General features: G+C 54.5%; 13 protein-coding genes. 10 read left to right on the top strand and 3 right to left on the bottom strand.

The features are described 5' to 3' along the window. Positions 1-36: 36 nt before the first annotated feature. Genes cfbA through cobA form a run of 9 tightly spaced genes read left to right on the top strand, consistent with a single transcriptional unit; the run spans position 37 to position 9749 of the window. Positions 37-450, top strand: a complete 414-nt coding sequence (gene cfbA, locus Q7J08_RS07650; protein ID WP_304911095.1) for a sirohydrochlorin nickelochelatase — start codon at positions 37-39, stop codon at positions 448-450. Further along, positions 447-1592, top strand: coding sequence for a coenzyme F430 synthase (gene cfbE / locus Q7J08_RS07645; RefSeq protein ID WP_304911094.1), 1146 nt, complete (start codon positions 447-449; stop codon positions 1590-1592). Before cfbA ends, cfbE begins: the two co-directional genes overlap by 4 nt. Positions 1593-1594: 2 nt before the next feature. Further along, positions 1595-2656, top strand: a complete 1062-nt coding sequence (gene cfbD, locus Q7J08_RS07640) for a Ni-sirohydrochlorin a,c-diamide reductive cyclase catalytic subunit (RefSeq protein ID WP_304911093.1) — start codon at positions 1595-1597, stop codon at positions 2654-2656. Then, complete coding sequence (gene cfbB, locus Q7J08_RS07635) at positions 2656-4059, top strand: Ni-sirohydrochlorin a,c-diamide synthase (protein WP_304911092.1); 1404 nt, start codon at positions 2656-2658, stop codon at positions 4057-4059. The genes cfbD and cfbB overlap by 1 nt, the downstream gene beginning before the upstream one ends. Position 4060: 1 nt before the next feature. Continuing rightward, on the top strand, positions 4061-4675 hold the full coding sequence (locus Q7J08_RS07630) for a bifunctional precorrin-2 dehydrogenase/sirohydrochlorin ferrochelatase (RefSeq protein WP_304911091.1): 615 nt from the start codon (positions 4061-4063) through the stop codon (positions 4673-4675). After that, positions 4672-5946, top strand: coding sequence for a glutamyl-tRNA reductase (gene hemA, locus Q7J08_RS07625; protein ID WP_304911090.1), 1275 nt, complete (start codon positions 4672-4674; stop codon positions 5944-5946). The genes Q7J08_RS07630 and hemA overlap by 4 nt, the downstream gene beginning before the upstream one ends. Beyond that, positions 5925-6890, top strand: a complete 966-nt coding sequence (hemB, locus tag Q7J08_RS07620; RefSeq protein ID WP_304911089.1) for a porphobilinogen synthase — start codon at positions 5925-5927, stop codon at positions 6888-6890. Before hemA ends, hemB begins: the two co-directional genes overlap by 22 nt. After that, a complete protein-coding gene (locus tag Q7J08_RS07615) occupies positions 6887-8125 on the top strand; it encodes a glutamate-1-semialdehyde 2,1-aminomutase (protein ID WP_304911088.1) in 1239 nt (412 codons plus the stop codon). Before hemB ends, Q7J08_RS07615 begins: the two co-directional genes overlap by 4 nt. Next, a complete protein-coding gene (gene cobA, locus Q7J08_RS09465; protein ID WP_370651242.1) occupies positions 8118-9749 on the top strand; it encodes a uroporphyrinogen-III C-methyltransferase in 1632 nt (543 codons plus the stop codon). Before Q7J08_RS07615 ends, cobA begins: the two co-directional genes overlap by 8 nt. Positions 9750-10115: 366 nt before the next feature. On the opposite strand, the gene Q7J08_RS07600 is transcribed toward cobA, so the two are convergent. The 3 genes from Q7J08_RS07600 to dapA form a co-directional block, all read right to left on the bottom strand. Beyond that, positions 10116-10289: a 4Fe-4S binding protein gene (locus tag Q7J08_RS07600; RefSeq protein WP_304911087.1), complete on the bottom strand. Its 174-nt coding sequence runs from the start codon at positions 10287-10289 to the stop codon at positions 10116-10118. Between the two features lie 795 nt (positions 10290-11084). After that, positions 11085-11840 carry a 4-hydroxy-tetrahydrodipicolinate reductase gene (gene dapB / locus Q7J08_RS07595; protein WP_304911086.1) on the bottom strand — a complete coding sequence of 252 codons (756 nt, stop codon included), beginning with the start codon at positions 11838-11840 and terminating at the stop codon, positions 11085-11087. After that, a complete protein-coding gene (gene dapA, locus Q7J08_RS07590) occupies positions 11833-12726 on the bottom strand; it encodes a 4-hydroxy-tetrahydrodipicolinate synthase (RefSeq protein WP_304911085.1) in 894 nt (297 codons plus the stop codon). The genes dapB and dapA overlap by 8 nt, the downstream gene beginning before the upstream one ends. 132 nt (positions 12727-12858) lie before the next feature. Between dapA and Q7J08_RS07585 the strand changes: the two genes are divergently transcribed. Beyond that, on the top strand, positions 12859-13962 hold the full coding sequence (locus tag Q7J08_RS07585) for a DUF362 domain-containing protein (protein WP_304911084.1): 1104 nt from the start codon (positions 12859-12861) through the stop codon (positions 13960-13962). Positions 13963-13985: the final 23 nt, after the last annotated feature.

The following is a 13985-nucleotide window of genomic DNA, read 5'->3' as shown; positions in this document are numbered from 1 at the left end:
TACTAATTTATGTGTGTGAATAACCTATCAAAACGTATGAGTGCGAAAGGTCTCCTGTTGGTCGGTCATGGGAGCCGACTTCAGTATAATAAGGAGTTGATCACGACCACCGCAAAGATGATGGAAGATAGCGGTGGTGATTATCTGATCAAGTCGTGTTTTCTTGAATACAGTAATCCGACCGTTGCCGAAGGTCTTGATCTTATGCGAAGCGAGGATCTGGAGATCCTCATCGTTGTCCCGCTTTTCCTTGCAAAAGGGATCCATATCCTGCGTGACATTCCAAAGATCCTCGGACTTGAAGCCGGGAAAAAACGCGGGACGTTCACGCTTGCTGACGGCCGCGTGATCCCTCTCGTCTATGCCGAACCGATCGGAATCGACCCGCTTTTAGCCGAGCTTATGCTGAAAAATGCCGCGAACGCCCAAAAACTTCCGGAGGATGCATGAAAGTCCTCGTTCTCGATACGATCCACGGCGGAACGATCCTTGCAGAAGCCCTTCTTCGAAACGGCGATGATGTGGACGCTTTGGATGTCTACCGCGGCGTCGGTCTCACGCCCGAAGAGGCGGCATCCCGGAAATATGATCTGATCACCTCCCCGGTCCATCTCGATCCGGCATATCCCCTCCTCGATACAAAAACCCCGGTCATCTCCCATCATGAAATGACCCGCCGGCTCGCCGGCGAACTTCCGCCGACGGTCATTGAAGTGACCGGTGCACGGGGAAAAACGACTACTTCTTTTGCGATCGCGTCCCTTTTTGAAACAAAAGGCGTGCTTCACACCAGCAGAGGGACCTATGTTTATCCGGAAGGGACCTTTCTCTGGAAAAAGAGCATCACGCCGGCCTCCGTCCTTCTCGCCGCAGGCGGGGCAAAGACGCAGCGTGCTGAATGGCTCGTTGCAGAAGTCTCCGCAGGAGTCACCGGGATCGGGACCCTTGGTGTTCTGACCTCCCCGGACGATTACCTGATCGCCGCCGGAAAGAAGAGTGCCCTTGCCGCAAAACTCGAATCCCTTGCAAAATGCAAGACCGTTCTCGTCCCGAAAGGTATTCCGCTGAAAGCCGGCTGGCATGTCATCGACGATCTCGTATCCGTGGAAGGCGACGTGCTTTCCTGGGACGGCGGATCGTTCAAAAATCCGCTCCTTACCCTTGCCGGATACCGCGAACCGCTCAAATGCGCCGCGGCCGCCGGTCTTCTGCTCGGACTGGATCCGGGCAGGCTTGCAGAGTTCACTGCGATCGAAGGAAGGATGCAGTATTATATTGAAGACGGCGTGCCGTTCCTCGACAACGCAAACAGCGGAACGACCCGGGAGACCACGCTCGCCGCGGCCGCCTATCTCCGTCGGCTGGTCCCCGAGAAGGAGATCGTTCTCGTGATCGGCGAGGAACATAAGGCCGTCTGTGAGGGATTTCAGGATGACGCGATCCGTCAAACGATCGCCGATATCTCCCCGATCCATACAATATCCGTGAGCAAGTCAGGAGGCCTGAACTTTGCCGCATCAAAGTCACAGGCGCTTTCCGCAGCAAAAGAACACAACGCGGCAGTTCTTCTCGCCGTAAAAACCTGGAGGTAAAAATGCGTTACGTTCAACCGCGTCCAAGCTCCATTGTTGCAGCCCTCTACACCCTTCGGGATCTTAACGTCGATCTCGCGATCCTTCACGGCCCGTCAGGCTGTTCATTCAAGCACGCCAGACTCTTGGAAGAGGACGGGATCCGTGTTCTGACGACCTCGCTCGGTGACGAGGAGTTCATCTTCGGCGGGCAGAATATCCTGGAAGATGTTCTCAGGTATGCGGAAAAGGAGTTCTCCCCACGCCGCATCGCCGTTGTCGGGACCTGTGTCTCGATGATCATCGGCGAGGATCTCGAAGCCGGCATCGAAGCGTCCGGCATCACGACCCCGGCGATCGGGGTCTCGATCCATGCAGGATTCCGCGAGAACATTGCTGGGGTCATTGCCGCACTTGAACCGGCGGAAAAAGTCGGCTGGATCTCCGAAGAGGAACTCGAACGGCAGAGAGGCGTCCTTGCCTCTGCGAACCTAACCGAACGGGAACGGGGAGCGGCCTGCAAGACCTACATTGCCCCGTCCCGCGGCGATCTGAAACATATTGCCGCTGCCGAACTCGCTGCACTGCTGCGTTCCGGCAAAAAAGGCATGGCGATAATGAATGCAAAGAAGGAAACGGCATACATGTTCGCCGACCATCTCTGCGCAGTGCACGAATGCGTACCGGAAGCGAACGTGACCTATGTCGCAAACCTCGAAGCCCGCGGTCTGCCAAAAGTCAGAGGAGATGCCGCGATGATTCTTGCGGAGCTGAACGAACGCGGCCTCCATCCCGAGCTTATCGGGGCACTGGACGAGTACGGCGGAAACGGATCGCGGATCGCGGACCGGATCGCTGAGGTGAAACCCGAGTTCATTCTTCTCGTCGGGGTCCCGCACGCAGTTTCGCCCGCCGCCCTCGCAGGCATCACGGTATTTTCCGTGACAAACGGCCCTCGTCAGGTCCTCCCCCTCAAAGAGCAGGGACATGCCCATGTCATGGTCGAGGTGGATCTCCATCCAAAGACGCTGGGCGTCCACAATATCGTTGAAAGCGAGTTCGGAGCCGTCTTAAGGAGCATGTGATGAAGTCGCTTCTGATCTCGGGAGATCGTTCGGGCGCCGGAAAAACCAGCATCACCCTAGGCCTCGCCGGTCTTCTTTCAGAGAATTCGGTCGTCCAGACCTACAAGGTCGCGATGGACTACATCGACACCTCCTATCTTTCTGGCGTCACGGGCCGTCCGTCCTATAATCTGGACACCTTCGTCCAGACCGACGAGGAACTCTCCGGTCTTTTCTCCTACGGGGCAAAAGGTGCGGACATCGGGATCGTCGAAGGGGTCCGTGGACTTTACGAGGGGCGCGACTCGTTCACCGATGTCGGCAGTACCGCCTCCATCGCGAAACGCTTCTCCCTCCCGACGATCCTCGTGATCGATGCACGGAGCATCACCCGGTCCGCGGCCGCTCTCGTAAAGGGATTCCAGGCATTCGACCCGGAAGTTCGGATCAAAGGCGTGATCCTCAACAATACCGGCGGAGGACACCATGTGCAGAAAGCGACCGAGGCAATAGAATATTACTGCGGGATCCCCGTTCTCGGTGCCGTTCCCCGAAGCCCGGAGATGGATCTTTCCATGCGGCATCTCGGTCTTGTTCCGTTTGTAGAAGGCATGCGGGACCCGGGATTTGCCAAAACCATCGGAGCGATCATCCGGCATGTCGGCGCACATGTGGATCTTGACGCGATCAAAGCCCTCGCAGAAGATGTGACCCCGGAACCAAACCGGGTCACCGAGTCCCTCGCCTCACGCCCGAAACCGACCCGAAAAATAGCGGTCGCATTCGACGAGGCGTTCACTTTCTACTACGGTGAGCTGGAATCTGTTTTGCGCAGTCAGGGCTCTGAAGTCACAAAGTTCAGTCCGCTCCACGACACTCTCCCGGAGGCCGACGGTTATATTTTCGGCGGAGGGTACCCCGAAATGTTCGCGGAGGAACTTTCAAACAACGTTTTGATGCGGGAGGCGATCCTTGCGAAAGCAAAGGCGGGGGTCCCGATCTATGCGGAATGCGGCGGCCTGATGTACCTCACTCGGTCGATCACTCTGAAAAAAGGCTGGATGGGGAAAAGCGAGGACGCGACGTACCCAATGTGCGGGGTTTTTGCCGGCGACACCGTGATGCCTGCCGGAAAAACGCTCAGATATGTGGAAGGGACCGCGGTCCTTTCCGGGAACTCATATCCGTTCAAGGGTCATGAGTTTCATTACAGCGGCGTCGTTATGGATCCGGACACACGATTCACCTACTCGCTCTCGCGGGGGACCGGGATAATCGACGGAAAGGACGGGGTCGTTTTCAACAATGCTCTTGGTACCTACACCCATCTTATGCCTGTCTCGGCAGAAGGAATCCTCCGGGAGATCTTTGGAGAAGAGCGTGGAAAACAGTACATTAAAGCGGATTCCCCGCAGACGTTATAGTATGATCCCGCTGTTCCTCGACCTGTCAGAATCCCGTGTCCTCGTGTTCGGCGCGGGTGAGGTGGGAGTCCGGAAAGCCCGCCATTTCACGTCAGCTGCACGGATGACCATCGTTGCCGAAGATATTTCGCCCGAGATCTTCTCCTTTTCGAATGTATCCATCAAGCAGATGGCGATTTCGGATATGGAGACTGAGGATCTGGAGAAGCTGATCGACCGCCACGATATCGTCATCGCCGCCCTTTCTGATGAAAAGGAGAACGAGCGGCTTTGCCGTCTTGCAAAATCCGCCGGAAAGTTATACAACAATGCGACAGGCGACGGAAACATCCGGATCCCGTCCGTCGTCTCCGGGGCTGAGTATCAGATCGCCGTCACGACCGAAAAATCGGCTCCGGTCGTCCCGGCCTTTATCCGGTCATATCTGGAAAAACAGCTTCCCTGGCTGGACAATATGATCCTTCTGCAGAATACTCTGCGTGAGGAGCTGAAAACGATCGTCCCTGATCAGGCACGCCGGGCGGAGATCCTTCGCGCCGTGATCAATGACGCTGGAATACAGAATGCCTGTGCATCAGGTGTTCCGCCGACCGAAATCTGCAAAAAATATCTATGACCCGGACACTTCTTACTGAAATTTCGGTGGCGACCGCAGACCACAGCAAATACGGCGAGGAGGTCCTCGGCCTTTTTAGGTTTAAGGACGAGACCGCCTTTTTTGAAAAAGCCTCCAAGATCTTTTCCGGCGTGGTCCTTCTTGAAACCTGCAACCGAGTCGAGATCCTTGTTCACGGCAGCGGCAAGCAACTGAGAGATTTCCTGCACGGAGAAAACCGGTTCGGGTTCGAGATCCTCGAAGGCGAAGCCGCCCTCATGCATCTTCTGGAACTTGCCGCCGGAACGAAGTCGATGATCATCGGCGAGGATCAGATCCTCGGACAGATGCGCCGCTCGCTTCTTCTTGCCGAGTCGCACAATACGAATGACGTCATCACCGATGTGTGTCTGAACACCGCGATCCGGGAAGGCGTGTCCATCAGGCAGAAGACCTGTATCAACAAAGGTGCGGTATCCATAGGATCGGCCGCGGTTCTTCTCGCCGAGGAGCTTATGGGCAATCTTGACGGGAAAAACATCCTTGTCGTCGGCGGCGGAGAGATGGGGACGCTCGTCGCCCGTGCTCTCTGCGAAAAGAATCTCCGGGCGATCTATGTCACGAACCGTTCGTTTGACCGGGCTGTCCTTCTCGCACAGGAGATCAAAGGCCGGGCGATGCGGCTCGATCAGCTGTATCCGTGCATTGCCTTGTCGGATGTCGTGATCTCCTGCACGGGAGCGCCGCACCTGATCATCCACGGAGAAGAGCTTGCCGAGACGATGAACGAGAGGTTCTGGCCGCTCGATTCGGAACCCAGGCATCTTCTTTTGATCGACATCGCCCAGCCGCGTGACATCGATGACGCCTGCCGGGATATCGCCGGCGTTTCTTTGAAAACGCTCGACGATCTGAAAAGCATCTCCGAAAAGAATCTTGCCGCCCGAAAAACCGAGTGCGAGCATGCGGACGTTCTCGTCCGTGCCGCTCTCCCCGAGTTCATCAAGGCCTTCAATCGTGCGGCTTCCGGCGATCTGACGAAGACCCTTTACACATGGGCGGAGGAGATCCGTCAGCGTGAAAAGAACAAAGCGCTTTCCCGTCTCCGGGACGCCGATCCTTACACAGAGTCCGTGATCGACGACCTGACGAGCGCACTCACGAAAAAACTGCTCGAGGATGCGGCAAAAAGCATCCGGGCGAGCGCAGAATGTACCGACACACAGACCGCAGAAATCCTCCTCAAAGCAATAATTTCAGGTGAAGTATCATGTATCCGCAGATCCGAATGAGAAGACTCAGGCAGAATATCCTTCAGCCGATGTTTAAGGAAACAAGACTTGTAAAAGATGAACTGATCATGCCGCTCTTTTTCGATGAGAAGGCGGTAAAACCGGTTCCGATCGCGTCCATGCCCGGCCAGTTCCGATACCCGCTCTCTTCTGCCGAAGAGGTCGCAGAGGAGATGAAGGCCGCAGGTATTCGCGCCGTTCTTCTGTTCGGGATCCCGAAAGCGAAGGACACGGAGGCTTCAGGCGCATTTGCCGAAAACGGGGTCGTCCAGGAAGCGACCAAACGTATCAAAGCCGCCGTGCCCGATTTGGTCATCATCACCGACACCTGTGCATGCGAATATACCTCGCACGGACACTGCGGGATCCTCTGCGGAAAAGAGCTCGACAACGACGCCTCGCTTCTCTTAATGGAGAAGATCGCGGTCAGTCAGGCGGCAGCCGGAGCAGATATGGTCGCTCCTTCCTGCATGCTGGACGGACAGGTACTGGCGATCCGCGAAGCACTGGACGAGGCGGGTTTTTCGAACACCCCAATCATGTCCTACTCGACCAAATTTGCGTCCGCCCTCTATGGTCCGTTCCGTGAAGCGGCCGACTCGGGATTTTCGTTTGGAGACCGGACAAGTTATCAGATGAGTCCGGCAAACCGCAGGGAAGCGATCCGCGAATCCTATCTGGATGAGGTGGAGGGAGCGGATATCCTGATGGTGAAACCCGCAGGATTCTATCTCGACATCCTCCGCGATGTGCGGGAATCCACGGATCTGCCGGTCGCGGCCTATCAGGTCTCGGGCGAGTATTCGATGATCAAAGCCGCCGGTATGAACGGCTGGATCGATGAAAAGAAGATCATGATGGAGTCGCTTCTCGCAGTCAAGCGGGCAGGGGCCGACTTGATCATCACCTATTTTGCAAAAGAGGCCGCGGAGATGCTGCCATGAAAAGTGAAGAGTTATTTACCACAGCAAAGACCTGCCTTCCGGGCGGAGTCTCAAGTCCGGTGCGTGCAATCAAACCGTATCCGTTTTATGTAAAATCCGCCAAAGGCGCAACGCTCGAGACAGAAGACGGGGAATCACTCGTCGACTGCTGCATGGGATACGGCCCCCTGCTTCTCGGTCACGCAAACCCGGTGATCAGAAAGGCGATCGAGGCCCAGCTTGACGACGGCTGGCTCTACGGAACACCGACGAAACTCGAGATCGATCTTGCGCAAAGGATCATCCGCGATCATTCATCGATTGAGATGCTCAGATGCGTTTCGACCGGTCTTGAGGCCACACTTGCCGCTATCCGGCTTGCACGGGGTTTCACGAAAAAATGCGGGATCGTCAAGATCGAAGGCGGGTTCCACGGAGCCCATGACGCCGTTTTGATCGCCGCAGGAAGCGGGGCGACCACGCACGGAACGCCGGACTCGCTCGGCGTCCCTCCGTCGTTTGCAGCTCACACCCGTCAGGTCCGGTATAACGATCCGGAGGCACTTGAAGAGCTGCTTTCAAAGGACAAGGACATCGCCGCATTCATCATCGAACCGGTGATGGGAAATGTCGGCCCGGTCCTCCCGGACGACGGCTATCTGTCCGCGGTCCGCGAGATCACCGCGGCCCATGACGTTCTCCTCATCTTCGACGAGGTCATCACCGGATATCGGCTCGGAATCGGCGGAGCACAGAAAAAATACGGCATAAAACCCGACCTCACCACGCTCGGCAAGATCACCGGCGGCGGTCTGCCGATCGGTGTGTTCGGCGGCAGGCGGGACATCATGGAACTCATTTCCCCGTCGGGCGGCGTCTACAACGCCGGAACGTTCAACGGAAACCCCCTCACCATGGCCGCGGGTATCGCGACAAACGCCTACCTCCACGAAAATGAGGGTCTGTATGCAAAGCTCGATGAAAAGACCCGGGCGATCGAAGAATCGCTGCCCGCGAAGGCTTCCGGCTCGTTTGTGAGACTCGGCTCGCTCTTCAAGTACTTCTTCAGAAGCACTGCTCCGCAGAATTATCTTGAGGCAAAGGGATCGGACACCGCCGCGTTCCGCGTCTTCTTCGAGAAAGCGCTCAAAGACGGCGTGTTCATCCCGCCTTCGCAGTTTGAGACCAACTTCCTCTCGACCGCCCACGACTCCTCCTCGATGGAAAAAATCATTTCGGTATATCAGCATGTCTAAAATTCGGATCGGCACACGCGGCAGTAAACTTGCTCTTGCCCAGACAGAGAAGGTCATCGGTCTTCTTGCAGAGAACGGCATCGAAGCAGAGTATGTTATCATCAAAACGACCGGCGACAACATCACGGACCGCGGTCTTCATCAGATCGGCGGCTTTGGGATGTTTGTCCGGGAACTCGATAATGCGATCCTCCGGGGCGAGATCGACTGCGCTGTTCACAGTATGAAGGACATCCCCGCCGAACGGCCCAAAGGTCTTCTCACCGTTGCCGTTTTGAAACGGGATCCCCCGTATGATTATCTGGTGATGGACGGGACCATGGAGGATCTGATGGTGATCGGGACCTCGAGTCTGCGAAGAAAGGCCCAGCTGCTCAGATATTATCAGAATTGTTCCGGGGCCCGGGTCGAGATGCTCCGCGGGAATCTGGATACGCGGCTTGCCAAACTCGATGACGGACTGTATGATGGGATCGTGGTCGCAGAGGCGGGCCTTAAACGGCTCGACTACCGGCGAAACGGGATCCGGCTGCCGGTCGATATGTTCGTTCCGGCGGCAAATCAGGGAACGGTCGCGGTCGTCAGCCGGGATACCCCCGAACTTCGGGCAGCATTTGCCCCGCTGAATGATGATCAGTCGGCTCTGGACTGCGCCATCGAGCGGATCGTTATGGAAGAGGTCGGCGGCGGATGTTTTACCCCGATGGGGATCTTCTGCGAAAATCAGCACCTGATCGCCGAGGTTCTTTCGCTCGACGGGACCCGTGCCGAGCGTATCACCGCGGATGTGGTGGATCTGGAAGGAGCGAAAATTGCCGGGATCAAGCTCCGGACCGTTGCCGCCGAACTGATCGCCGAGGCAAAACTTGCCCTTGGCGAACCTACCGGAAAACCCGGGAAGGTGTATCTCGTTGGGTCAGGTCCGGGAGGTCTTGGACTTCTGACGTTCCGTGCCCGCGAGGTGATCGACTCGGCTGATGTGATCATGTATGATCAGCTGCCGGGTGACGAGATCATTGCCTCACTTCCAGCACGTGCGGAGAAGATCGACGTTGGAAAATACGGCGGTCATCACACGATGAAGCAGGAGGATATCGAGAAACTGCTCGTCGAAAAAGCGCAGGCAGGCGGGATCATCGTCCGGCTGAAGGGCGGCGATCCGTTCCTGTTCGGTCGCGGCGGCGAGGAGATGGAGGTGCTGCGCGAGCACAACATCCCCTGCGAAGCAATTCCCGGGGTCACGAGCGGGATCGCGGTCCCTGAATGTGTGGGCATCCCGGTCACCCACAGGGATTTTGCAAGCCAGGTGACCTTTGTCACCGGTCATGAGAATCCGGAAAAGGAAGTATCTTCGATCGACTGGAAATGGCTTGCGGGAAGCCCCGGGACGATCGTCATTTACATGGGCGTGAAAAATCTCGGCAGGATCGCGGAACTCTTGATCGAAAACGGCAGGGATCCAAAAACGAAGATCGCCGTGATCGAGAGTGGATTCCGTCCAGATCAGCGGGTCACGTGTGCCACGCTTGCGGATATCGGCGAGGTCGGAGCTCGGGTGGGACTGAAACCTCCGGCGATCATCGTGATCGGTGAAGTGGTCGGGCTGTATAATAAATCTCACTAAATCAGTTACTTACCCGAAAATAAAAAAATAAAAGATATAATTACAATTACTTTTTACTAAGAAGGCGATTACCAAATATCAATACAACAGCTATCACTAAACAGACAATAAATATTGTCATGTTAATGTATAACCCCCCAAGGAATCCTAATATCAACAATACGATACAAATTGCAAGTATAAGTTTCAGAATCACAAATGATACATGAAGATAATAGTATATAAATGTCCTTGTATAGGCAGTGAAATATATAATGATCAGTGCAATTGCGCTGTATAAAGAAAATTAAAAGACACGTTCACTCTATTTTTCGGCAGACGGGTCCCAACGTGATTCGCGTATCAATCTGAAAGAAAAAAAAAGATTTATTCCATGTGGAGTGCGCTTTCAGGGCACTCATCCACACAGGTTTCACAGTCAACACATTCATCGGCGTTGACGACTGCTTTGTCATCGACAAGTTCGATCGCAGCTGACGGGCAGATGTCCACACAGGTCGCACATCCGGTACATTTTTCTTTATTAACTACTGCTGGCATTTTTGGATTTACCTCGTATAATTACCATATTTCTTATCCGAAGGGGAAATACATTTCGAGTTGGTGAAGAGAGGTGTCTGTCAAATCAACGCTCCGATTTACAGGTCAGAGTATGTTTAGATTTGGGTGGTACCATCTTCTCAAGTCTATTGACTCGCTCGGCTGAGTTCGTCCCCTTTCAGCGTCCAACCCGCCCATCACACGAAATCCACGAAAAAAGAACGAAAACACGAAAATCAAAAAAAATATCAATTGAGTGTAACACATTTCGTACCTCCCCATCCTTCCACCCCTGTCCCCATTTTCGTGAATTTCGTTGGCGGGTTGGCGACGAAGTCGACGACCTCAGCCGAGCAAACCGAAGGTTTGCGAATTTGTGAGTTTTGTGTGGGGGACGGGGGAGGGTACTATGAGGAATCACTTATAATCCAATCTTATTGGTTTTCGTGTTTTCGTGGATTTTTTCGTGAATTTAGTGTGATGAATTATAATTTCCAAAGAATATCGACCACTTTGAATAAAGGGGCTCAGGAACAAGTGTAAAATATAGTAAATAAAGAAAAAAATAATCTCTCTCGTTAATCTGCCAAGACAGGTCACACATCCCGGGGATTAGGATATCTCCACCGCGGGACGCTCCGCGCCGAAGTCGCGTCCCCGCACCCCAAACATAACCAAAAACACCCATTTTTCCTCATGGATCCCCCTGGGGCGGCGATAGGATTTGTCCGAACGCTCTCGCAAACCGAAGTACAACCAAAAAAAAGATCAATATCGAAAAAAAGAAGGATCGGATTATAACCCGAGAACTTCTTTCATAGTGTATAAACCGGGCGCTGCCGTAGGTGCCCATCCTGCTGCACGGATAGCCCCTCGTGCGAATACCGCCCGGTCATATGCCCGGTGGGTAAGCTCGATCGTCTCAAAGTTCTGGTGGAACTGGACGGTGTGGTCCCCAACCACATCGCCGCCGCGGATCACATGGACGCCGATCTCGTTTTTCCGCTCGGTCATACCCTCGCGTCCGTACATCTCTTCACGTTTGCCGACCTCTTCCTGGATCACTTTCAGGATCGTCTTCGCCGTTCCACTTGGAGCGTCCTTTTTGTGCCGGTGGTGTGCCTCGATCACTTCGATATCGTAATCGCCGAGGCGGGAAGCCGCATCGCGAACAAGTTCCCAGAAAATGTTCACGCCGACACTGAAGTTCGTCGTCTTAACGACCGGGACGTTCTTTATCGCGTCAAGGAGTTCTGCATCCTGTTCCGGGGTAAAACCGGTCGTGCCGATGACTAATGCCACGCCTTTTTTCGCGGCGATCTTTGCATTGATCATCGTCGCCGCTGCGATCGTGAAATCGATCATCACATCGGGTTTGACCTCGTCGATGAATGCGGCAAGATTTTCGGATGAAACGACCGGTTTACCCAGGACCGTACCTTCCCGGATATCCACGCCGCCGACGAAATCCAGCTCAGGGTTTTCGATGACCATGTTTGCGATCATGGTTCCCATTCTGCCGAATGCACCGCAGATGATGACCTTAGTCATACCGGGAAAGCACCTCGCGAAGTACTGCAGTGTGCTCCTCACTAAGTGAGTCTAAGGGGAGCCTGACGTTTCCTGAGTTGATCAGACCGCGGATCTCTGCGGCACGCTTGACCGGTACCGGGTTCACGTCCATGAAGAGCGCCTTTGAAAGATCCATCAGCTCATAATGCATCTTCATTGCTGCCTTCACATCGGAACGCTTGAACATCTCATACATCTCGACCATACGCTTTGGTTCGATGTTTGCCGTGACCGAGATACATCCGTGACCGCCGACCGAAAGGACCGGGAGTGTCAGGGAGTCATCGCCTGATGTGAGGATGAACGGATAATCGCGGTCGAGATCCTGAGTTGCCTGGATGATAGCCATCATCTGGTCAAGGTTTCCGCTTGCTTCCTTTACTGCGACTAAGTTCGGGATGGTCTCCACCATCTCGATGATCAGATCTGCAGGCAGGTTCTGACCCGTTCGTCCGGGGATGTTGTACACGATAACCGGAAGACCGATCTCAGCGACCTTTCGATAGTGCTTCAGCAGACCGGATCTGTTCGGCTTGTTGTAGTACGGGCTGATCAGAAGAACGCCGTCTGCACCGGACATCTTTGCAGCGCGGGTCATCAGAAGAGCTTCTTCCGTGTTGTTCGAACCCGTTCCTGCGATGGCAGGGATACGGTTGCTCGCAGCAGAAACGGTCTCTTCAATGACACGGATATGCTCGGCATGTGTCATTGTAGCCGATTCGCCGGTTGAACCGCATGCGAGAAGTCCGTGAACGCCTCCACGGATAACATGCTCGATGCAGTTTCTCAAACCTTCAATGTCAAGCGACTGGGGGTTGTCGTCATTGAACGGCGTGATGAGTGCAGGAATTACACCTTCAAACATAGTACATTAGCATTTGGTTGAACAAGATAATGTATTTTGCGCAGTCCGTGTGCCCAGGTCAGGGAGAAGTGTGTCTTTCACCCCTTCATCTGCACGAAAACATATCTTGTTCCACGGTCAAAGTTATCATGAATGGAAGAAGTCTTTATCGCCCGGGCCGGAGCACAGTCGCAAAACCGGAACACCGGGAACAAGATTCGGGCACTCTGTATGGCAGCAGGCCTTGAAAACATGGTGAACCCGGGTGATCTGACTGCGGTCAAAGTCCACTTCGGCGAACGGGGAAATGACGCGTTTGTAAGTCCGCTCCATGTCGCTTCGGTCGTAAAAGAGATCGAAGTGATCGGAGCAAGCCCCTTTCTTACCGATACCAATACCCTGTACCTCGGAGACAGGAGAAACTCTGTTGACCATGCAAAGACCGCGGCGATGCATGGATTCTGCTATCCGGTCTTTGGCTGCCCGGTGATCATCGCCGACGGACTTCGCGGTCAGAATTACACTCCAGTAGATGTGTACGGAAAACATTTTGAAACCGTCAAGATCGCCTCCGATATCGTCTCTGCAGACAGTATGGTTGTCGTGTCCCACTTCAAAGGGCATGAAGCCGCAGGGTTCGGGGGAGCCCTGAAAAATCTCGGCATGGGCTGTGCATCCAATGAAGGAAAACGGGAGCAGCACACAACACGTCCGATGATCCTGGAAGACAAGTGCATAACCTGCGGAGCCTGTATGAATGCCTGTCCGGAATTCTGCATCAGCATTGCGGGCAAATCGGTCTCGATAGATCTTGAGCACTGTATCGGCTGTCTGATGTGCATGAACACCTGTCCGGAACATGCGATCGATCTCGACTGGCAGGATGACGGGGTCGTGTTTGTTGAACGGATGATCGAGTATGCGTCCGGGGCGGTCGGCAATAAAACCGGGAAGACGTTTTACGTCAACTTCCTCACGAACATCACCCCACATTGCGACTGTACGCCGTGGAACGACATCCCGTTCGTTCCGGACATCGGCATCCTTGCTTCGACCGATCCGGTCGCTTTGGACAAAGCCTGTTTCGATCTCGTGAATGCCGAAGAGGGTGTTTTCGGCAGCCTTCTGCCGGATCATCATCAGCCGGGCGAGGAGAAGTTCACCCGGGTCTGGCCGGGAACCAACCCGGAACTGCAGATCTCGTATGCCGAAGAGATGGGTCTTGGACGTGGCGAATACCGTCTCATTGAGATCTGACCCTTTTTTTAGAATAGTATTTA

Source organism: Methanocorpusculum sp. (assembly GCF_030655665.1).
In the GTDB taxonomy this organism is placed as follows: domain Archaea; phylum Halobacteriota; class Methanomicrobia; order Methanomicrobiales; family Methanocorpusculaceae; genus Methanocorpusculum.
The sequence above is the reverse complement of the archived record's forward strand: the minus strand, read 5'-3'. Positions and strand labels throughout refer to the sequence as shown.

Coding starts and splice junctions, on each gene's coding strand:
- hemA (WP_304911090.1), top strand. CDS start 4,672: ATGACCCGGACACTTCTTACTGAAATTTCGGTGGCGACCGCAGACCAC.
- cfbE (WP_304911094.1), top strand. CDS start 447: ATGAAAGTCCTCGTTCTCGATACGATCCACGGCGGAACGATCCTTGCA.
- Q7J08_RS07585 (WP_304911084.1), top strand. CDS start 12,859: ATGGAAGAAGTCTTTATCGCCCGGGCCGGAGCACAGTCGCAAAACCGG.
- hemB (WP_304911089.1), top strand. CDS start 5,925: ATGTATCCGCAGATCCGAATGAGAAGACTCAGGCAGAATATCCTTCAG.
- dapB (WP_304911086.1), bottom strand. CDS start 11,840: ATGACTAAGGTCATCATCTGCGGTGCATTCGGCAGAATGGGAACCATG.
- dapA (WP_304911085.1), bottom strand. CDS start 12,726: ATGTTTGAAGGTGTAATTCCTGCACTCATCACGCCGTTCAATGACGAC.
- Q7J08_RS07615 (WP_304911088.1), top strand. CDS start 6,887: ATGAAAAGTGAAGAGTTATTTACCACAGCAAAGACCTGCCTTCCGGGC.
- Q7J08_RS07600 (WP_304911087.1), bottom strand. CDS start 10,289: ATGCCAGCAGTAGTTAATAAAGAAAAATGTACCGGATGTGCGACCTGT.
- cobA (WP_370651242.1), top strand. CDS start 8,118: ATGTCTAAAATTCGGATCGGCACACGCGGCAGTAAACTTGCTCTTGCC.
- Q7J08_RS07630 (WP_304911091.1), top strand. CDS start 4,061: ATGATCCCGCTGTTCCTCGACCTGTCAGAATCCCGTGTCCTCGTGTTC.
- cfbB (WP_304911092.1), top strand. CDS start 2,656: ATGAAGTCGCTTCTGATCTCGGGAGATCGTTCGGGCGCCGGAAAAACC.
- cfbA (WP_304911095.1), top strand. CDS start 37: ATGAGTGCGAAAGGTCTCCTGTTGGTCGGTCATGGGAGCCGACTTCAG.
- cfbD (WP_304911093.1), top strand. CDS start 1,595: ATGCGTTACGTTCAACCGCGTCCAAGCTCCATTGTTGCAGCCCTCTAC.